Annotated in this window: 23 protein-coding genes; 6 read left to right on the forward strand and 17 right to left on the reverse strand. The window is 49.8% G+C overall.

What is annotated here, in order from left to right:
- Positions 1-63: 63 nt before the first annotated feature.
- From EDM52_RS20935 to EDM52_RS20960, 6 genes are all read right to left on the reverse strand, one after another.
- Entirely contained in the window at positions 64-2,133 is a 2,070-nt protein-coding gene (locus tag EDM52_RS20935; protein WP_122910894.1) for a YecA family protein, read from the reverse strand.
- Between the two features lie 81 nt (positions 2,134-2,214).
- The gene (locus EDM52_RS20940) at positions 2,215-2,487 is read right to left on the reverse strand and encodes a hypothetical protein (RefSeq protein WP_122910895.1); all 273 of its coding nucleotides are present in this window, start codon (positions 2,485-2,487) and stop codon (positions 2,215-2,217) included.
- Positions 2,484-3,449 carry a hypothetical protein gene (locus EDM52_RS20945; RefSeq protein WP_122910896.1) on the reverse strand — a complete coding sequence of 322 codons (966 nt, stop codon included), beginning with the start codon at positions 3,447-3,449 and terminating at the stop codon, positions 2,484-2,486. The genes EDM52_RS20940 and EDM52_RS20945 overlap by 4 nt, the downstream gene beginning before the upstream one ends.
- A 171-nt stretch (positions 3,450-3,620) precedes the next feature.
- Complete coding sequence (locus EDM52_RS20950; RefSeq protein ID WP_122910897.1) at positions 3,621-4,565, reverse strand: 3'-5' exoribonuclease YhaM family protein; 945 nt, start codon at positions 4,563-4,565, stop codon at positions 3,621-3,623.
- A 21-nt stretch (positions 4,566-4,586) separates the two neighbouring features.
- Positions 4,587-5,102, reverse strand: coding sequence for a YkvA family protein (locus EDM52_RS20955; RefSeq protein ID WP_122910898.1), 516 nt, complete (start codon positions 5,100-5,102; stop codon positions 4,587-4,589).
- Positions 5,099-5,725 (reverse strand): DedA family protein, encoded by a 627-nt coding sequence (locus EDM52_RS20960; RefSeq protein ID WP_122910899.1) that lies wholly within the window; start codon positions 5,723-5,725, stop codon positions 5,099-5,101. Before EDM52_RS20960 ends, EDM52_RS20955 begins: the two co-directional genes overlap by 4 nt.
- Before the next feature lie 312 nt (positions 5,726-6,037).
- Here EDM52_RS20960 and EDM52_RS20965 point away from each other — a divergent pair, with 312 nt between their 5' ends.
- Positions 6,038-6,361 carry a DUF2062 domain-containing protein gene (locus EDM52_RS20965; RefSeq protein WP_245997214.1) on the forward strand — a complete coding sequence of 108 codons (324 nt, stop codon included), beginning with the start codon at positions 6,038-6,040 and terminating at the stop codon, positions 6,359-6,361.
- 72 nt (positions 6,362-6,433) lie between these two features.
- Here the strand turns inward: EDM52_RS20965 and EDM52_RS20970 are convergent, their stop codons facing one another.
- Together EDM52_RS20970 and nadE are read right to left on the reverse strand one after the other, a co-directional pair.
- The gene (locus EDM52_RS20970) at positions 6,434-6,655 is read right to left on the reverse strand and encodes a hypothetical protein (RefSeq protein ID WP_122910900.1); all 222 of its coding nucleotides are present in this window, start codon (positions 6,653-6,655) and stop codon (positions 6,434-6,436) included.
- Between the two features lie 97 nt (positions 6,656-6,752).
- Entirely contained in the window at positions 6,753-7,505 is a 753-nt protein-coding gene (gene nadE / locus EDM52_RS20975) for an NAD(+) synthase (RefSeq protein WP_122910901.1), read from the reverse strand.
- A gap of 133 nt (positions 7,506-7,638) precedes the next feature.
- Here nadE and map point away from each other — a divergent pair, with 133 nt between their 5' ends.
- A complete protein-coding gene (gene map, locus EDM52_RS20980; RefSeq protein ID WP_122910902.1) occupies positions 7,639-8,385 on the forward strand; it encodes a type I methionyl aminopeptidase in 747 nt (248 codons plus the stop codon).
- Positions 8,386-8,687: 302 nt separating this feature from the next.
- Positions 8,688-9,725 carry an LLM class flavin-dependent oxidoreductase gene (locus tag EDM52_RS20985; protein ID WP_122910903.1) on the forward strand — a complete coding sequence of 346 codons (1,038 nt, stop codon included), beginning with the start codon at positions 8,688-8,690 and terminating at the stop codon, positions 9,723-9,725.
- Between the two features lie 48 nt (positions 9,726-9,773).
- Here the strand turns inward: EDM52_RS20985 and EDM52_RS24835 are convergent, their stop codons facing one another.
- Together EDM52_RS24835 and EDM52_RS20990 are read right to left on the reverse strand one after the other, a co-directional pair.
- Positions 9,774-9,944 (reverse strand): hypothetical protein, encoded by a 171-nt coding sequence (locus tag EDM52_RS24835; protein ID WP_183185249.1) that lies wholly within the window; start codon positions 9,942-9,944, stop codon positions 9,774-9,776.
- A gap of 88 nt (positions 9,945-10,032) precedes the next feature.
- Positions 10,033-10,830, reverse strand: a complete 798-nt coding sequence (locus EDM52_RS20990) for an NUDIX hydrolase (RefSeq protein WP_122910904.1) — start codon at positions 10,828-10,830, stop codon at positions 10,033-10,035.
- A 145-nt stretch (positions 10,831-10,975) separates the two neighbouring features.
- On the opposite strand from EDM52_RS20990, the gene EDM52_RS25270 reads away from it, so the two are divergent.
- Together EDM52_RS25270 and EDM52_RS25275 are read left to right on the forward strand one after the other, a co-directional pair.
- Positions 10,976-11,320 carry a serine hydrolase gene (locus tag EDM52_RS25270; protein ID WP_245997216.1) on the forward strand — a complete coding sequence of 115 codons (345 nt, stop codon included), beginning with the start codon at positions 10,976-10,978 and terminating at the stop codon, positions 11,318-11,320.
- An 18-nt stretch (positions 11,321-11,338) separates the two neighbouring features.
- Complete coding sequence (locus tag EDM52_RS25275; RefSeq protein WP_245997220.1) at positions 11,339-11,581, forward strand: hypothetical protein; 243 nt, start codon at positions 11,339-11,341, stop codon at positions 11,579-11,581.
- Positions 11,582-11,623: 42 nt separating this feature from the next.
- Here the strand turns inward: EDM52_RS25275 and EDM52_RS21000 are convergent, their stop codons facing one another.
- Positions 11,624-11,983: a PspC domain-containing protein gene (locus tag EDM52_RS21000; protein WP_122910905.1), complete on the reverse strand. Its 360-nt coding sequence runs from the start codon at positions 11,981-11,983 to the stop codon at positions 11,624-11,626.
- Between the two features lie 120 nt (positions 11,984-12,103).
- Between EDM52_RS21000 and EDM52_RS21005 the strand changes: the two genes are divergently transcribed.
- Positions 12,104-12,385 (forward strand): hypothetical protein, encoded by a 282-nt coding sequence (locus tag EDM52_RS21005; RefSeq protein ID WP_245997222.1) that lies wholly within the window; start codon positions 12,104-12,106, stop codon positions 12,383-12,385.
- Between the two features lie 18 nt (positions 12,386-12,403).
- On the opposite strand, the gene EDM52_RS21010 is transcribed toward EDM52_RS21005, so the two are convergent.
- From EDM52_RS21010 to EDM52_RS21035, 6 genes are all read right to left on the reverse strand, one after another.
- Positions 12,404-13,033, reverse strand: a complete 630-nt coding sequence (locus EDM52_RS21010; RefSeq protein ID WP_122910906.1) for a flavin reductase family protein — start codon at positions 13,031-13,033, stop codon at positions 12,404-12,406.
- A 130-nt stretch (positions 13,034-13,163) separates the two neighbouring features.
- Positions 13,164-14,324, reverse strand: coding sequence for a homogentisate 1,2-dioxygenase (locus EDM52_RS21015; protein WP_122910907.1), 1,161 nt, complete (start codon positions 14,322-14,324; stop codon positions 13,164-13,166).
- A gap of 20 nt (positions 14,325-14,344) precedes the next feature.
- Entirely contained in the window at positions 14,345-15,283 is a 939-nt protein-coding gene (locus tag EDM52_RS21020; protein ID WP_122910908.1) for a fumarylacetoacetate hydrolase family protein, read from the reverse strand.
- A 313-nt stretch (positions 15,284-15,596) separates the two neighbouring features.
- On the reverse strand, positions 15,597-16,493 hold the full coding sequence (locus EDM52_RS21025; RefSeq protein WP_122910909.1) for an RluA family pseudouridine synthase: 897 nt from the start codon (positions 16,491-16,493) through the stop codon (positions 15,597-15,599).
- A gap of 52 nt (positions 16,494-16,545) precedes the next feature.
- Entirely contained in the window at positions 16,546-17,037 is a 492-nt protein-coding gene (locus tag EDM52_RS21030; RefSeq protein ID WP_245997224.1) for a hypothetical protein, read from the reverse strand.
- A gap of 90 nt (positions 17,038-17,127) precedes the next feature.
- Positions 17,128-17,820 carry an MBL fold metallo-hydrolase gene (locus tag EDM52_RS21035; protein ID WP_122910911.1) on the reverse strand — a complete coding sequence of 231 codons (693 nt, stop codon included), beginning with the start codon at positions 17,818-17,820 and terminating at the stop codon, positions 17,128-17,130.
- Between the last annotated feature and the right edge of the window lie 359 nt (positions 17,821-18,179).

The following is an 18,179-nucleotide window of genomic DNA, read 5'->3' on the forward strand; positions in this document are numbered from 1 at the left end:
AAAAAAAAGAAGAACCACAGGAACAAAAATTCCTCGGGTTCTTCTTTTTTTGCTTGTATTGGCTTAAACCAGTACGCTGGTCGGTGCACCCATCAACTGCGACACGACCGGCGGATATAGCTCCGGCGATCCGTACAGACGCCAGTTTCCATCCCCAGTTTTCGCAAACAGACCGGATATCACCCAGTCAGTGGCCAGCACTTGTTCCACTTCGGATTCGATCAATAGCTTGATCTTCTCGCCGTTGTTCCTTCTAGCCAGCCAGCCGTCACGCTCTTTTCCGAGCAGCAACAGACCTTCTTCCGAGACGTCCTCGAGTGTCTGCTGACTGGAAGCGTATAGATTTAGGTAAGCTTCCTTCTCCAGCACACTCCGCAGTCGGTAGATCTCAGGCAGCGTTTCCTTCAACTCCACAAACAACGGCTGCATCAGAGCAGAAAGCGATGTTCCATTCTGCTTGTCCAGCCACTTGAAAAAGGAGGACAATACGGACAACATGTTGGTGGCCAGAGTCTTGGTAACGGCATCTGTGCGCACGTAAATATCGTGGATGAGGAAGTAGGAAAGATCTTCCCTGCGCAGATGATCCCAATTGAAAGAAGGACCAAATGCTCCTCTGACAAACGAGCGGAAGTTATTCATGACCTCATCGTATTTTTTCACTGTTGCTTCTGATTTGCCGTCCGTCATGTCGTGGACAAATCGGTTCATGTCGGCCAAGCGCTCAGGGTGAATCGTATAGACACTCTCCGGCAAGCCTTCGATCAGTGGGCGACGCAGCAGATTGAACGCATGCAGGCTGTCGTTTTCCATTGTGAGACGAGGACGCAATACATCCATACGAATATAGCGAGCAATGCCTTGCCCCAATTGGTGATCCTGCTCCATCTGGGTCAGCAGGCTTTGGAGCTTGCTGTTCAGCTCCTGATTGTCGGATGCTGCCACCAGAACCGGCGCCAGGTCATCCAATGCTTCATGGGATGTGACCAACCACTTCTCGGCAAAGTAGGTTTGGACAGCCCATTGCAATACTTTCGGAGGCAAGGTCGGTTGACTTGTAATAAACAAGGTTCCTTGGGAAAGCTTGGAGCCAGTCGAAGTCAGGACGCGAATCTCTTCCTCAGACTCAGGCATGTGCAGCTGCAACAACTCCGTTACCTCGTCCAGTTCTGCCGCGTAGCCCTCCAGGAATACTTGGCCGTCTTGCACCAATACCTCTGCTTGTACCTCGTACAGCTCCAGCAGAGCGTCTTTCAATGCCGGGAACAGATGCTCTTCCTTGCGACGGGCATACACCCAGATTTCCTTTGCCCCGTCCCGCTTTTTCAGCTCAAACATGCGCTGTGCTTCGATCGTCTTGCGGAACTGCTCAGGGTTCGCCAGCGTAAATGCTCGGCGCAAAAGGGCATCACCGGATTTTTCAGGGGCATTGCCTTCATTCCCAAACTGCACGATAAAGCGATACAAATCCGGCGTATATACACGTTGGGCAGTGTCGTCAGCAGCTTTGTTCACTTCTGGATTCTGTTTCAGCCATTCGAGCAACGCCTCTTTAATATGCGGCTGCAAAATAATGCTGCCGGAAAAGAGCATATCCCGTAGGCCCAGATTCAGCAGGCGACCAACGATGATTTGTCCCGTCTGTACGTTCAGGTTGTTTGAACGCAGCAGGTAATGTACCTCTTCCGTCAGAGGTTGACGCACTGTCAACACTTCACGCTCGACTTCGAGGATTTCATAGGCATTCAGATGAAGTCGGGAGAAGGCTCGGCGCAGATCAGGCTCCATCCGACGTCCATGCTGTTTGACATAGTTTTCGAGCAAAGTGGTTCCACTGTTTTTTACATCCAGTACGAACCAGTTGAAGAAATGCGCAGCCCATTCTGGACGCATGACACTTTCTTCACTGAGACCAATTTGTTCCGCAAACAGATTTCTCGCATCGGAAATCGCTTCGTTGGTCACATGACCGCCAACAAAATGGTTCAGACGCTCAACCCAGCTTGCGTACTCCTTCTGCAGCTTTTGCTCATGGCGACTACGCAATTCCGTGATGGGTGTCACTACACCACAGCATTTTTTGTATTTTTTCCCGCTCCCGCAGGGGCACAGTTCGTTTCTTCCAACAGACATAAGGGATTTGGATCTCCTTTCCAGCCCACGCGGCATGCGCGGGGAATCCTGCACAATCCCCCTATCTTACCGCATTTTTCGTCAGATGTTCAAGTGTTCTCGTTTTGATTCATGAGAGATTCCCACATCGCGGCTTCTTTCCCACTGGTCGATAAATTGCTCCAGTCGGTTCATCAGCAACACGATACGCTGCTTCTCGCTCATGCATGCAGAAATAGCAGTGAGCTGGTTGGTCGCGAATAACTCCACTACCTCCTGCTCCATTTCCTGAAGCCGTATCCGATAGCTCGCGATAATTTCGCGCAGCAAGACAAACCGCTGTTCAAACCGGATCATAGCCCCATTGGTACTCATTGCTGCTCACTGGTAGCCAGCACCTGTTTGATGCCAAGTGCAATTTGCTCGTTCTTATGTTTCTCTTTCATCAGCACTTCTATAGCTTGCATGTTACTTTGTTGAAAATGAGCGACAACTTCTTGTGACATCTCGATATGGCGAGTCTCCAATTTGCTCATCGCTTGCTCCAAGAGTTGTTGCACTTCCTGCAGCACGTGTTGGTTTTGGATGTTATTCATGGTAAAGTCCTCCTTCATCTCTTCTTGCTCTTGGTGTTGTTCCTCTTGGTGTTCTGTTTGTTCCGTTACTTCTGGTGCAATCGTGTCAGCAGCAGCTGCAGCAGCGACCTCATGCACGAACAGCTCTACCTCTGATTCTTCGTTCATGACCATTATGTACAATGTGTCTCCATCGATTTGGAAGCGATCATCCAGTCCCGGTAGAAAAGCAGCATCCGCAGCAATACCAACCTCATGCTCCAAAAAATGAATCAGGGAACGAGATGTAACCTGCGTGATGCCATTCTTTTGGCAAAAGGCGTAGACTTCATCGTTCGCCAGCGTCCATTCAGCCAGAAACCAGCGTGAATCTCCTTGATACTGTACGAACCTGGGGTCCTTTTCCAATTGCAAGAGCCGCAAAATCTGATTCCACCCAAACTGGGTCTGTCTGCGCAATTCAGCGACGATCTGCTCGACTTTCTTTGGCGTTTGCGTTTCCCGTAAAAAACGGTAGGCCAAATCGTACAATTGATGCGGCTGGTAAGCGATCTCCACAATAGCATCTGAGCTTCCAACCCGCACTGGTGTCTGTTCCATCTTCAGCACTGTATCAAGCAGCGACATGCTATCCAGTTCGGTTAAAGCAATGAACTCACTGGCTTCCAACCGGGTGCAAATCTCCATCCGTGGAAGGGAGCGTTCGCCGGACCGGAATACCTTCTTGACAATACTTGGTAGGGTATAGGTTGGTCGTTTCATGAACTTCTCCTTCTTGTGATCAGCATGAATTCACTGATCAAATGGGAATCAATCAGTTATTCTACAAAAAGAAAAAAAATCCTACCTGATGCAAAGTGTTTGGCAATTCCGATAATAAGCAAGAAATATCCCGGCTGCTGGAACAGCACAGCCGGGTCTGATTGTACTGGCTCAATACCCCCTCCAGATCTTGCGCTTCAACACACCTGCGTAAGCCCATTCGTCTTCACCCATATCGGATAGGGTCTGGCCAAGGGCGTTCATCTTGCTGTCAATCTGATCGAGGTAATGGAACAGAACAGCGGTTGGGGTTTTTCCAGAAACGGCACTCCCCCATCCGTTCTCTACCTCTCCGTGATGGCTCAGGATACAGTGCTTTAGATGCAGCACTTCAGCATCTCCCAGCGGAATGTCCAGCTTGCGGCATATTCCGCTCACGATCTCGGCTCCCATCACCAAATGACCGATCAGCTGGCCTGGAGTCGTGTAATCTGGGGCGATCGGGTCAGACAGCTCATACAGCTTGCCGATGTCATGCAGCATGCAGGTGGCGAACAGCACATCCCGATCGACCTGTGGATAAAGTGGCAATAATCGCTCGGCGCAAGAAAGCAGAGAAACAATGTGCTCGAGCAGGCCATGATAGTAATTGTGATGCATCCGCACACCTGCCGGATATTGGCGAAGCCTCTCCCGAATTTCTTCGTCCTGAAGAGCTTCACGCAAAATCGCCTGCAAGGTTTTACTCTGAAGGCTATCGATCGCACTCTCCAGCTTTCCCCACAGCTCATCTACCGGAACAGGTGATATAGGAATCAGCGACTCCATCATGACTTCATCCGCAGCGGATGCAGGGCGGATTCGTTGAATCACCAGCTGTTTTTTCCCCCGGTAGCTTTGCACCACTGCATCGATTTTGACGACGGATTTCACCTGAATGGATTCCTTTAGCTCTGGATTCACATCCCACAATTTCGCCATGATCGTCCCTGAGCGATCACCCAACTCCAGGTTGAGATACTCGCTCTGATTGCTTGCTACGCCAGCTTCTTTGCTTTTTACCAAGCAAAACCCGACTACGCGCTCTCCCTCTTGATACTCTGTCAAATATCTCATCTATCTACCCATCCTGTTTACTTATTTGCGAAGCAGAAGATCCTTCAGCTTGGTTACGATTTTTTGCCCAACCAGATTGTCGGCGTCGGTGATCACCCTGGTTATGACACCCAGTACATCCTGTTCCCCATTCCAATGTTCGCGCACAACTGCTTCATCAACCTCTACGAGGATACGGCGAAGCGCATACACAGCAAGAATGACATCATCGAGCAATCCCATTCCGCCGATCAGCGCTTCTGGAATGAAGTCAATCGGCGAGATAAAGTACGCGACGGCCAAACCAGCTATAGCCTTGGACTGGATGCCCACTCGCTTGTCCAGCATCAAACGGGCAAGCAGGACAAACAGATCCGGAGCAAGCAGGATGTAGCTTGCCGCTTTTTCATTGACGCCTTTTTCCCGAATAAACGCCTCGATCTTTGCTCGGAGCTTGTCGTAAAATCGTTGATGCTTCTCCGGCAGCACAATCGGTACTAGCTCAGTTGCCGGACGCACGACCGGCGGCTGAGCGTTTTTTTGTTCTTCCTCATTCATGATGATTCCTCCCTCTTGGGTTTCCTGAAAAGTCCTCTATGGTATAGGTAAAATCCGAGCAACACAGCAAGCAGCAGTGCCAGAAAAAAATAGGTTACATGGCTGGATATCCAACCGTATACCACTTCCCAGCGCTCTCCAAGCTGCCAGCCCAAAACCACATACAGCAAGCTCCAGACGAATCCGCCTGTGTAGGTGAATAGGATAAAAGTAGGGAAAGGCAAGCGTGTGATACCAGCAAAGTAAGCCGTGAACTGTCGGACCCCTGTAATGAAATATCCGATAGGCAACGCCCACTTCCCAAAGCGTTCAAACCAGTAGCTTGTCTTTTCATAGACCCCGAAAACGAATCCCAGACGCTTTCCGTATCGCTCGATGAACGGATAGCCCAGACCTCTCCCGATCCAGTAAGCGACCGTCATCGCTGATATGGAACCCGTAAAGCAGACCAGAAAAGTGGGCCAAAAATGGAGCTTACCACTGGAAACGAGAAAACCGGAAAATACAAGCAAAGTCGCTTCTGGCAAAGGCATTCCCAAGATACCAAGAAAAAATAGTCCAAACAAGGCCATATATCCGTATTCCGAGACGTAGGCGCCAAATACTGAAACTATTTCTTCCACATCTGTCACCACATTTCTGCTTGCATGACCTGCATACCTTCATTATGCCAAAAGATAATCGGTGGAACAAACCGACTCGAGACGGAGATTGGTAATACCGACAAGTTTCGGTATTCGTGTATCATTTCACATTTATATCCCCTATACTATACTCGACACCTAGTCCACCTTATTAGATCAATGAGGGATCATTATGTGGAAAAAACTTTACCGCAGGATAAAGTACGAGTACTACAAGCTGATTCGGATGAATGGGGCACCGTCCTTTGTCGCCCTGGGATTTGCTGTTGGCATCTTTGTTGAGTTTATTACGTGTTTCCGCTGGTCAAAGCATTCCGGTGCAGCATGCCTGCTGCCGTCATCGGTTTTGTCATGGGAAAACTGGTGCTTCCGCTCTTCCTGGTCCTGAACTACAGGCTCGGCTACCTGATCATCGGCCATCCAGCTCTTTCCGGGTTTTCAGCCCCTTATCAAGCTTGGCAAGAATGGCTGATCTGGATCGAGGAAAAAGGGCTTGCCTACTTTACCGGGAGCGCAATCATGGGCGTTGTTGTCGCTCTAGCCAGCTACCTGCTCGTGATGATCGCTCTGCAGCTGTATCGAAAAAAATCGAGTTCCAAGCCTGTTCGAGGATAAACATACGAAAAAAGACCGGATGACTGCATCGTCATAACGGTCTTTTTTCGTATCCAAGCAACACGTTTCAAGTTAGGCGAAGTAGCCTTTATCGCGCAGTTGCTCCATGATTTCAGCAACAGTCAGGTCTTTTTTCAAGAGCTCCAAAGTAACTTCTACTTGCTCCGGGGACAGGCCGTTCGCACCCAAGCTTTCTTGAACCAACACGTAGTTGGGACGTCGGAAATATGTTTGCAGCGTACGCTTCACGCGTCCTTCCAGACTTGTTTTCAGCATCAATTCAGTCGTCGACATCTGTTCCACCTCTTTCTACCGTTAGGTCTGTGTGCATAACCTTTATTATCCTATAAAAACGCTCAAGAATCAACCTATGCCTGTCATCCAAATCGGATTAAATTCCCGGCATCAGGTTTCTCTTGTGCTCGGAAATACGATGCAAATACTCGATTCTCTCCAAAGCCTCTGGCCTGGTTTCACCCGTAATCAACAAGCGATCCAGGTCTTCGTAGGTGAAGCCCATCTCCTGCTCATCGGTCTGCCCCTCCCACAAATCTGCGGACGGCGGCTTGGTGATAATCGCGCCTGGAACACCGAGCTCCTCGGCCAGTATCCGAATTTCATGCTTGGTCAAGCTCTCTACCGGGTTGAAATCAGCCAGGCCGTCTCCTCCCTTGGTCATATAACCAACGTACACTTCACTGCGATTGCAGGTGTCAGCTACAAGATAGCCTTGCTGGTTGGCAATCGCATACAAGGTTGTCATGCGCAAACGTGCCTTGGTGTTTCCTTTTGTCTTGTCATTGAGCGGCAGCACGTCTTGAATGGCAGGAACCAACGCATCAAAAGCTGGACCGACGTCTACGGTTACCAGATTGAGTCCAATCGCATCTGCCAGATTTTTGGAATCAGCTTCATGTACTGGTTGGGAATAGGCTGGCATCCATACTCCGATGACTCGATCTTTTCCTAGTGCACGAACGCACAAGGCTGCTGTCACCGCACTGTCAATCCCTCCGGATATTCCGACAACGGCTCCGCCCAGGCCAGGCCCGTCGATCTGTTCGCGAATAAACGCAAGTCGTTTCTCTATGTCTTCTTTTACATTCACCCGGTAGTTTTCCAGATGCTGATGAAACTTGTCCACGTTACCTACCCCCAGTTGATTATTTCTTTCCTCATCCTACCACGCTGTTTTGACTGTGGCAATTGGCTCCAAATGAGTCTACACTGTATACTATGTAGTGCAGAACCAATGAGCGAGGACAAGGAGAGAGACCATGATTATCCTCAAGACACCTGAAGAGATCGAATACATGCGAGCAGCCGGAAAAATATTGGCTGCCTGCCATCGCGAGATTGCAAAATTGATTCGTCCTGGTATCTCCACTTGGGAGATTGATCAATTTGTTGAAGAATTTTTGGCGAAGCACGAGGCAACACCGGAACAAAAAGGATATTCCGGGTACCCTTATGCCACCTGCGGCTCCGTCAATGATGTCATCTGTCATGGTTTTCCCAAGAAAGACCCACTGCGCGAAGGGGACATCGTTACGATCGATATGGTCGTAAGGAAAAATGGATGGTTGGCTGATTCCGCATGGTCTTATGCAGTGGGTAAAATATCTCCGGAAGCAAAAAGGCTGTTGGAGGTAACTGAAAAAGCCCTTTACTTAGGGATTGAGCAAGCGGTCGTAGGCAATCGTGTCGGAGATATTTCTCATGCCATCCAGGTCTATGCCGAAGCAGAAGGCTATTCGGTCGTTCGTGATTTTACCGGTCATGGGATCGGGCAGCAAATGCACGAGGAACCCTATGTGCCGCACTTCGGACCTCCAGGAAGAGGACCTCGCCTGAAGGAAGGCATGGTCTTGACGATCGAGCCCATGCTCAACATCGGTACCTATCACGCCAAGGTCGATGAAGACGGTTGGACAGCACGCACTCGCGACGGCAAGCTCTCGGCTCAATACGAGCACACGCTGGCTATTACAGCGGATGGTCCTGTGATTCTGACCAAGCAATAGCTCCGCTGCGTTAAAACCAGCACATTTTTTACCTGATTAGCCAAATCCGATGCAAAGAAAGAGGTTCACTTGTGGTCCTTCACGACTACAATGTGAGCCTCTTTCCAGTATGTCGGGGTAAGTAGATCCCTTCCAGCACTCTGCTGTTCTGTTTTTTCTGCCCCACACTGGAAGTGCAGGAGCCGAACATCGAAATCTTGACACCTCTCTGTGGGATACTTAATATGCAAGGTACCATCCATCCCTAGCTGATGCAAAAGACGTATCCCGCGTTTTATCCATAAAAAAGGAGGAAGCATCACATGACACACGCAGACGCTGACCGCAGCGCGGCCAAGAAACTTAGCGACATCCCGCTTTCCGTACTGGATCTTTCTCCCATCGTACAGGGAAGCGTTCCTGCTGATTCATTCCGAAAAAGCCTGGATCTTGCCAGACACGCAGAGAAATGGGGCTTTGAACGCTATTGGCTTGCCGAGCATCACGGCATGCCGAGTGTGGCCAGTTCTGCAACATCCGTCCTGATTGGCTATATTGCAGCAGGTACCTCAACCATTCGGGTTGGCTCTGGTGGAATCATGCTGCCCAATCACGCTCCATTGGTGATTGCAGAGCAATTTGGTACACTGGAATCTCTCTACCCGGGGCGTATCGATCTGGGACTTGGCCGGGCGCCCGGCACGGACCAACGCACTGCACGTGCACTTCGACGCAACCAGCGCATTGGCGGAGCAGATTTTCCTGAGCTGTTGACAGAGCTGCGGGAATATTTTCGTCCCTATTCTCCTGAATCGGATTCAGGCATTCGAGCTATTCCAGGGGAAGGCTTGTCCATCCCGATCTGGCTACTCGGCTCCAGCGATTTCAGCGCACAGCTAGCTGGCATGCTGGGACTCCCATTTGCTTTTGCAGGTCATTTTTCTCCAAACTATACCTTGCCTGCCCTCCAGACATACCGCCATCACTTCCGCCCTTCAGAGGTATTGGAGGAGCCGTATGCGATGGTCGGAGTAAGTGTCATGGCTGCAGATACGGATGAGCGTGCCCGTTACTTGTCTACCTCGCATTTTCAGGCTTTTTTGCAGATCATCCGAGACGACAGAAAACCGATTCAGCCACCTGTTGAAAGCATGGATGGCCTATGGAGCGATTTCGAAAAATTTACCGTCCAATCGCAGCTCAGCTCTTCCATTATCGGGAGTCCGGAAACCGTAAAACAAGAACTGCAGGCATTGCTTGACGCCACTCAAGCAGATGAGCTGATGATTACTACCCAAATGTACGATCATGCGGATCGCATCCGTTCCTATGAGATCGTCGCTGATATTTGGAAGTCGTAAATACACAAAAAAAGTGACACCCTGCTATGTCAGAGTGTCACTTTTTTGCTATCGTTGGAGGCTGGGCGCACATTGATCTATCATTTTTTCTAATTCTTGAACGTCTTTTTCCAGCTCTCGGATATCTTCTTCAATCAGTTTTTTCAGATGCTGCTTTTCACACAGTACTTTGCGCGTCTTTTCCAGGCGCTGATTCATATCAAACACACCGACATACACTCTCTTTCCCTCCCTATGTAGGTTTTCCACCTTACATGATATGCAGATCGTCTCTTTTGTTTCCTCCTTTTGCATCATTTTTTGCCTATTATGAATGAGGGTGATTTTCCGTTTTGAATCTTACCCTGCTAAGCCATTCATTTGGCCTGACCAGAAAGGCTTCATAAGGAACGATGCTTGGTTCCATCGCATCGAGCAATCTTCGGCGAAAATGCGGCCTGGTAATGTATTGTCCCAAGTTATCCTCGGTAATGGGCAAGAATACGACTTCTGTGGTCTCCCCTGCCGCTATTGTCTCCACGCCTGATACATATTCTCCTCGGAAAACGACGCAGATGACACCGTTGGACATATTTTGGTAAACGCCTGTAACGCCATGCAGCTTGATCGTTATGCCCGTTTCTTCGAGTATTTCACGATGGACAGCCTCCTGCAGGCTCTCTCCTTCCTCAACCTGCCCCCCTGGCATTTCCATTGTATCTGGCCGATGCCCATTGCGGACGAGCAGGATCTCCCCTCGTGGATTCGTGATACAAGCGCTGACCGAGACCACATGTTTGGGGGAAAGCTCATCTACGACCAAATCCGTGGTTGATTCCAAAAAATCCTGTTTGCTTTCCAAATACAGGTCGCCTCGTGCTTTTCTTATTTCCTGAGCTTTTCGATGCAGCTCACTCTTTCGTATCATGCTTTCAATGCTTTCATAAAGCTCCTTGCTCGGGTATTCCCAAATGGCCAGGACTTCGTCTCTTGCTTCATTCGTCCAACGCCCTACCAGTTTGGCGCCGTGCTGGATTTGATTTGGATAAAGGTAGGTATGAAAAAAATCGTGAAAATCATCGATCATGGTTGGATTAACCTTGTAGGTTTTTCTTCTGTAAAACATGACTCCACCTCTTTTTGGAAATCTCGTCCACGTTACTGTTCTGCACAAATGCTCCTACTCCTGTTGTTGCACAACGAGAACACTTGTTCTATCATTAAATTCAGAATAGCTAGATACGGAAGCATTTGAGAGGGGAGGTTCACTTTTGAACAACAATCGTCCGGTAACGCCCGCCACCCAGTTTCACGCATGCTCGATCAGCAAATTTGCTACTTCCCTGCTGGCTTTGCGCTTTGTTGAACGTGGTCTACTTGATCTTGACGAGGATGTCAATAATCGCCTTCGAACCTGGAAGATTTCCGATCATGAATGGACTTGGCGAAAAAAAGTGACATTGCGATCCCTGTTGTGCCACCAGGCTGGCATCATTGACCCTGAGGAAAGTTTCCCTGTCTACCATTCCGCACAGGGGAACCCGAGCATGCTGGACATTTTGACTGGTAGAACGTCCATTGCTCCGAGCCCTTCACGGTTCGGCATGAGCCACTAAGCCAGTTTCATTATTCAGATGCTGGTTTTTGTCTCATCCAGCTGTTCACAATGGACAGGGCTTGGGATCTTTCTCGATCCTTCAGGCTCAGCAATCGAATTCTCCTCGCTCGGCTGGGGTGTCGGTTTCCAATCTATGATCGTGGCCTACCCTTCACTTGGCACGGGCGCTGTACTCATGACCAACACCGATACGGGTGTTCACCAAACCAAGGGGATTCTCGGCGAAGTGTTTCGAGCACTCTGTTTGACTGGCGATTAAATCAAAAAGAGATGGCTTACGTTAGCCATCTCCTTCATCCTTCTATATTCCTTTGTATTTCAACAATTCCTCGCGCAAACGCTGCACTTCCATGACCAGAGCACGTTTTTCCAAACGATCAATCTGACTGTCCAGATCCGGCTCTCCCCGGTATCCGTCATAGGCAAATTCATTTTCCAAGTCATACTTTTCGCGCGTGTAGGCTTGTGTCCAGCTCGGTTCTTTCGGCATGATCATCGCAAGCAAGAGGTAGATCAGGATCGGTACACCCGTACAGATCGTCAAAATGACAACTCCTACACGTACAAGCGTCGAGTCTATTCTCAAAAATTCAGCGATCCCTCCGCAAATTCCAAACAAACGACGATCCTGTCTGGATCTGTATAAACGTCGTTCTCTCATGTCTTCCCTTCCTCTCTACGGTAACCGTGTTTTCCTTGTATCTACAGGATACCCGAGAGCCACGGCAGGCAAAATGGCCCGCAGAGGGATTTGTCCTCCGTCCCTGGACGGAGATCATGCATGAACAAGCGCTTTGTGGCTCACGCTACCTGTGAGGTGATCAGCATGCCATTTTTGATCGGAATACTCGCTGTCTTTCTTCTGACTGGCTGTACGCAAAATCCTGCTCGGGATCAGATACAAAGCGAGCGAGAGTTTTACTACCAGCAAAACGTAGTTCGCCCAGACGGATCAGAACCCAACGTGACACCCTATGGTCCTCCCGCAAACGCCTCCGACTCCTCCGAGTACGATCGCTGGATTCGTCCCGACTCCGTCTCTCGCTATCCTGGACTGGAATAGCTCCGTAATAAAAACGGGTTATTTATCAGCGGGAGGCGAGGGAATGTATTCTGGTCTGCGGCGATCAAAAAGCTCACCCAGTTTGGCGTAGGTATTGCCTGCCAAACGGCTTACCGGCGCAAAAGCGGTAATGTCGATCCGTCCGGCCTGATAAAGCTCATCCGCGACATGGACATGTACAACCTCTCCGATAATCAAGTCCGAGGTAGTGGGTGTACCCAACTCGACAACCTGGTGCAGCTTGCATTCAAAATGGATACGCGAAGCTGCAAGCCGCGGCACTTCGATTGAGGATGAAGGCATGGTAGCAAGACCAAGCTCCTCTACTTCGCTGATCTCAGCCGGAAAATCAGCAGAGGTCTGATTGACATCGTCTACGTTGTGTACATCGACCATGTTGACAACGAACTGACCCGTCTGAGCGATATTGCGTGCGGTATCCTTTGGCTGACCGTTCGGCTTTCGCATGACCGCTACAGAAACCATCATCGGATCAATGCTTGCGACATTGAAATAGCTGAATGGCGCTGCGTTCACGGTGCCATTCTCCGATATGGTGGTTACCCAAGCAATGGGCCTTGGGACGATGCAACCGATCAAAAGCTTATATTTTTCCTGTCTCTCTAGCGTACTGATTGGCAGTTCCATCCAGACACCTTCCTTTTTACCAGTATCGGAAAGCAAAAACCTTTAATGAGCTACGCGCCCCGATACTTCAAGAATAACCTACCACAAAAATGCGGTCGGTTATCTTGAAATAGCATCGATAGAGGTTTTCTTATTCGCGTGGCGGCATCCAACTCGTCATGTAATCCGGATCTTCAATGGCAAGAGCCTGACGCGTCACCTTTAGCGGTTGGAATGTATCCAGCATGACAGCCAGCTCTTTTGTCTCCTTTTTCCCGATGCTCGCTTCAATCTTCCCTGGATGCGGGCCATGCGGAATCCCCATCGGATGTAGGGTAATCGAGCCTTCATAAACCCCTTTGCGGCTCATGAAATTGCCGGCCACGTAATACAGCACCTCGTCACTTTCCACATTGCTATGGTAGTAAGGTGCCGGAATCGCTTGCGGATGATAGTCGTACATTCTGGGAACGAATGAGCAGATGACAAAGTTCTGTCCAGCAAAAGTCTGATGAACCGGTGGTGGCTGGTGCACCCGGCCGGTGATGGGTTCGAAATCGTGAATGCTCAAGGCATAAGGATACAAGTATCCGTCCCAGCCTACCACGTCAAACGGATGGAAGTCAAAGAAATAGCTGTAAACTGTGGACTGGCGTTTGACACGCACTTCATAATTTCCCTTTTCCACATGCGTTTCCAAACGTTCTGGCAATCGGATGTCACGCTCGCAGAATGGAGAGTGCTCCAGCAATTGACCATGCTCATTCCGATAGCGTTTAGGCGGTACGATTTCATTTTGCGACTCGATCACCAGAAAACGGCTTTGCTCGGCAGGAACGATCCGGTAAGTCGTCCCGATCGGAATCACCAAATAGTCACCTGGCTGATACGTCAATGTACCGAAAATGCTTTGCAATTCTCCCGTCCCCTCATGGACAAAGACCACCTCGTCCCCATCCGCATTGCGATAGAAGTAATCCATTGACTCCGTGGGTGCGCAAACCCCCAGTACGACATCACTGTTCCCCAGCAAGTACTTGCGTCCAAAGATCGGATCGCCGCCCAACTGGGAATCAAAGCTTTTAAAGTGCTGATGCTTCAAGTCTTCCTGATCGACGTACTCCAGGCTTACATCGGCGTATTTTCTTGCCTCGCGCACCTGTGTTGGCGGGTTGTGGTGATACAGGATCGACTGAATGCCGGAAAAGCCTTTTGTGCCCATGACCTGCTCACGATACAGCTCGCCATTCGGCTTGTAAAAGGTCGTATGCCGTTTATTCGGGATTTCCCCCATGCGGTGATAAAATGCCATCGAATTTTTCCCCTCTCTTTTTATAAGTCGCAGATTCGATTGCGGAGGACACCGAGCCTTTCCACTTCCAGCTCCACGACATCACCTGGTTTCAACCAGTCATACCGATCTGCTCCCAACTCCAAAATACATCCCGTACCAACCGTACCGGAGCCGATCACATCGCCGGGATAGAGCGGACAATCTGCTGATGCGCGGGCGATCATCTGGGCAAAGGTGTAGTGAATATCGCGGAAGTTGCCGCGCGAATATTCAATGCCGTTGACACGCGCGGTCATTGTCAGATCGTATCGGTTGCCTTGTGGCCCTGGAAGCTTTCTGTCTTCCAGCTCTTCAGGAGTGACCAGCCAAGGTCCCATTGAAGTAGCAAAGTCCTTTCCTTTGGCAGGGCCCAATCCGACTTTTACCTCCTCCCTTTGCAGATCGCGGGCGCTCCAATCATTCAGGACAGCGTACCCCGCAATATACTCCGCTGCACGATCGACGGGTATATCTATCCCTTCTTTGCCGATCACACAGGCGATCTCCAATTCGAAATCCAGCCATTGTGTCGCTTTTGGACGGCGAATGACCGCTTCCGTTCCCGAAAATGCTGCGGCATTGGAAAAGTAAAAAACAGGGAAGTCGTACCATTCAGGAATCATGTCCAGTCCACGCTTTGCCCTTGCCGTCTTCACATGCGCTTCGAACGCATAAAAGTCCCGAAAGCTACTCGGTCTTGGAATGGGCGAACCGAGAGTGACTTCATTCAGGAACATACCTCCCGCTCGATTGCTCCACACTGGTTCGTCCCCAAGCTCGAACAGCTGTGGTCGCCAACGCTCCCAATCCTCCAGCAAGACACTTATGGAGTCAGGCGCACCGGGAAGCAGCTGAGCGAGGTCCCACACCTTCTGATCCGCTACCACACCAGCTCGATACCGCTCATTGCCAAATCTTCGATAAGACGCCAACTTCATTTGATCTTCCCCTTCCTCAGACCAGCCGGAGGTTTTTGGTTCCTTTTCATGATTTCAGGACACCAAAAAGCCCAGCTCACCCCCAAGCGCGGTTCGGTTGCATGACAAATCAGAGGGTACCCCCTATGTCAGTCGTGCCGAAACATGCATCAGGCGTAAGCTGGGCGAGTCTGCTAACATGAAGAACATCCTTGCGGGAAATCCCCCCACAGACAACCAGCTATACACGATGGTTTCCATTTATTGTTGCGATTGTTATTATCATACCGAAACCGCTTTCATTTTTCCAGAGGAAAATGTCTTTTTCACGTTCTCATCGAAAAAACTGGTTCAGGAGTTGTTGCATATCTTCTGGAATGGGCTCTCTGAAATGCATCTCATTTCCGCTTCGAGGATGGACAAAAGCAAGCTCAGCCGCATGAAGGGCCTGTCTGCCGATGTGTGTACGCGCCCCGCCATACAGATCATCTCCAGCCAATGGATGGCCTCGATGGCTCATGTGAACACGTATCTGATGGGTTCTGCCCGTCTCCAGCCTCAATTCCACAAAGCTCATGCCTTCACCGTGAGTCAGCACGCGAAAATGCGTAACCGCCGATTGCCCGTCAGCACGCACCTGACGTGTGATAAAGGAATTTTCAGCAAGCCCGATTGGCTCATCCATCGTTCCAGCCCCAGGCTCAACGATCCCTTCTGCAATCGCCAGGTACGTACGCTTCAGACTGCGGTCCTGCTGCATCCTGCTAAACTGCTCGTGCGCCCACTGGTTTTTGGCTATGATCAGCAAGCCGGAAGTATCCTTATCCAGACGGTTAACAGCGCGAAACCTGCGCTTCTCACCCTGCCTTTTCCAATAGGCAATGACGCCGTTGGCCAGCGTCCCCGATGCGTGATTGCCCGTAGGATGGACGACAAGTCCCGCTGGTTTTGCAATGACCATCAAGTCTTCGTCTTCATAGCGGATGACGAGGGGCATCTCTTCCGGAGCCACGGCTTCCGTCTCTTCTTCGTTGACCAGCACCACGATTACGTCACCTGCTTGCAACCGTTCATTTACAAACACCAGTGTACCGTTGCGCGTAATCAGTCCTTTAAATTTTGCTCGAATCAGCAGTCGGCGGGAGACCCCGTATCGCTTTTGCAGAACTTCACGCACCGTCTGTCCTGCGTCTGCGGCATCTGCTGTAAAACGTATCAATTCTTCCTGCATGCTGTCTCTCCTTTAGGTCATACCTGAATCCCAGTATAGCAAAAGGAGGCCTTTACAGGTATTGGCTGCGAGAATTGCTTTTCACTTCAATCACGAAAGCATGTCCCGCGTCCCCTTGATCCCACTGGGCACGAACATCAAACAAATACCAGCCTGGCTGTTCGGGAACCTTCCACTGGTTTCCGTTTTCCAAGGTTTGCTCGATCTGGCTGGAACCAACCCATTGGGTGACGACCATCGATTGTTCCGCAGGCGGAAGGTCATACGAAATGGTCAGTACTGCCCCGGGCTGAACCTGTAAGGGAGAGGGCTTTTTCTCGGCTATGATTTCAGGTGGTGCTGCCGTGTCCGTGCAAGTGGCTTCATCTTCTACACTCCAGCAAAAGGAAGTTGGAACCGTCATTGCGGACTTTTCCTTCCAGGCAATCACTGGATTCGGTGGAGTAAGAAATTGCTGCTGAGCAGCTCGATCTATGGAATCAGCCTGACATCCCGCAAGCAACAGCATAGACGCTAGGCACATTTTCATAGCAATCCCAGACATTTTCATACGATCACCTCTACAATAGGACGCAAAAAGAGCCGGATTCGTTTCCTCCGGCCCCTTCTTATTTCCTGCGAGATCCTCGTGTTCTTATATTCGACTCGGGATCAACGGCGCAGCCCCCATCTTTTCCAGGTACTCATTCAGCTGTTCCTCCGGATTTTTGACCGGCTTACCGTGACAAACCTCCAGATGAGTCGGACGTATTTCCCGTACGATCACACTGCTTTTCACCGCTTCCGCCATATCTGCCGTAAACATGGGCATCGGTCTGTTCAGCTTGCCTGCTTTCGACGTGAACAGATCCCCTGCCAGTAAGACGCGGTCCTGCTCATGATAATAAACGACATGACCAGGGGAATGACCCGGAGTCAGATAAGGCTGCAGGCCACCGATTGGCGCTAATGCTCCATGCTCGTCTTGTGGCAATGGTCGAGCCAATCCTTTGACCACATTTTTTTCCGCTTTTTTTCGGCGTGGGTAGATTTGATCGCCTTCCATATATGGAATTTCGATGGTATGCGCATACACTGGTACCTGTTTTTGCTCCAGGATTTGCTTGATTGCTCCTACGTGATCAGAATGACCGTGGGTAAGTACGATTTGTTTCAGCTCTCCCAGCTTCAACTGCTCGAGATGCGAAAGAATCCCTTTTGCCATAAAAGGCATCCCCGCATCCACCAGTGTCACGCCATCTTCTTCTTGCACTAGCCAAACTCGGCACGGTATGAGCAACCAAGACCGAAGGCTCCATATATGCTTGGATATTTGCTCTGCTTTCATACTTCCGCGCTCCTTCTATTATCAATTGTCCTAATTTCCATTTGAACTTCAACGCCCTTTTGGTAACCAATGGTTATAATATAACCTGTGGTTACTAATCTGTCAATCGAAGTTTGATCATGTCATCAAATTTGTCAGAACGTACTATCAATGAAAATGAAAACCTCAGCAATTTAAAGGGGTAAGAGTAATATGGCTATCAAAGAAACATGGACAATGAGCAATGTACGGTTTCGAATCATGATCCTCATGACGTTCGCTGTTATAAAAGTTTTCAAATAAGAAAGGAGCTGTGATGCATAGACGATAAAAAAACCCTCTTCGTCACGGATGAGAAGAGGGCTGCATTTCTGATCTTG

Origin of the sequence: Brevibacillus invocatus (assembly GCF_003710915.1) — a bacterium.
Taxonomy (GTDB): Bacteria; Bacillota; Bacilli; order Brevibacillales; family Brevibacillaceae; genus Brevibacillus; species Brevibacillus invocatus.

Bases quoted from the DNA above. Each gene is read 5' to 3' on its own strand.
- EDM52_RS20935 (WP_122910894.1), bottom strand. From the start codon at position 2,133: ATGTCTGTTGGAAGAAACGAACTGTGCCCCTGCGGGAGCGGGAAAAAA.
- EDM52_RS20940 (WP_122910895.1), bottom strand. From the start codon at position 2,487: ATGAGTACCAATGGGGCTATGATCCGGTTTGAACAGCGGTTTGTCTTG.
- EDM52_RS20945 (WP_122910896.1), bottom strand. From the start codon at position 3,449: ATGAAACGACCAACCTATACCCTACCAAGTATTGTCAAGAAGGTATTC.
- EDM52_RS20950 (WP_122910897.1), bottom strand. From the start codon at position 4,565: ATGAGATATTTGACAGAGTATCAAGAGGGAGAGCGCGTAGTCGGGTTT.
- EDM52_RS20955 (WP_122910898.1), bottom strand. From the start codon at position 5,102: ATGAATGAGGAAGAACAAAAAAACGCTCAGCCGCCGGTCGTGCGTCCG.
- EDM52_RS20970 (WP_122910900.1), bottom strand. From the start codon at position 6,655: ATGTCGACGACTGAATTGATGCTGAAAACAAGTCTGGAAGGACGCGTG.
- map (WP_122910902.1), top strand. From the start codon at position 7,639: ATGATTATCCTCAAGACACCTGAAGAGATCGAATACATGCGAGCAGCC.
- EDM52_RS20985 (WP_122910903.1), top strand. From the start codon at position 8,688: ATGACACACGCAGACGCTGACCGCAGCGCGGCCAAGAAACTTAGCGAC.
- EDM52_RS20990 (WP_122910904.1), bottom strand. From the start codon at position 10,830: ATGTTTTACAGAAGAAAAACCTACAAGGTTAATCCAACCATGATCGAT.
- EDM52_RS25275 (WP_245997220.1), top strand. From the start codon at position 11,339: ATGCTGGTTTTTGTCTCATCCAGCTGTTCACAATGGACAGGGCTTGGG.
- EDM52_RS21000 (WP_122910905.1), bottom strand. From the start codon at position 11,983: ATGAGAGAACGACGTTTATACAGATCCAGACAGGATCGTCGTTTGTTT.
- EDM52_RS21005 (WP_245997222.1), top strand. From the start codon at position 12,104: ATGAACAAGCGCTTTGTGGCTCACGCTACCTGTGAGGTGATCAGCATG.
- EDM52_RS21010 (WP_122910906.1), bottom strand. From the start codon at position 13,033: ATGGAACTGCCAATCAGTACGCTAGAGAGACAGGAAAAATATAAGCTT.
- EDM52_RS21015 (WP_122910907.1), bottom strand. From the start codon at position 14,324: ATGGCATTTTATCACCGCATGGGGGAAATCCCGAATAAACGGCATACG.
- EDM52_RS21020 (WP_122910908.1), bottom strand. From the start codon at position 15,283: ATGAAGTTGGCGTCTTATCGAAGATTTGGCAATGAGCGGTATCGAGCT.
- EDM52_RS21025 (WP_122910909.1), bottom strand. From the start codon at position 16,493: ATGCAGGAAGAATTGATACGTTTTACAGCAGATGCCGCAGACGCAGGA.
- EDM52_RS21030 (WP_245997224.1), bottom strand. From the start codon at position 17,037: ATGTCTGGGATTGCTATGAAAATGTGCCTAGCGTCTATGCTGTTGCTT.
- EDM52_RS21035 (WP_122910911.1), bottom strand. From the start codon at position 17,820: ATGAAAGCAGAGCAAATATCCAAGCATATATGGAGCCTTCGGTCTTGG.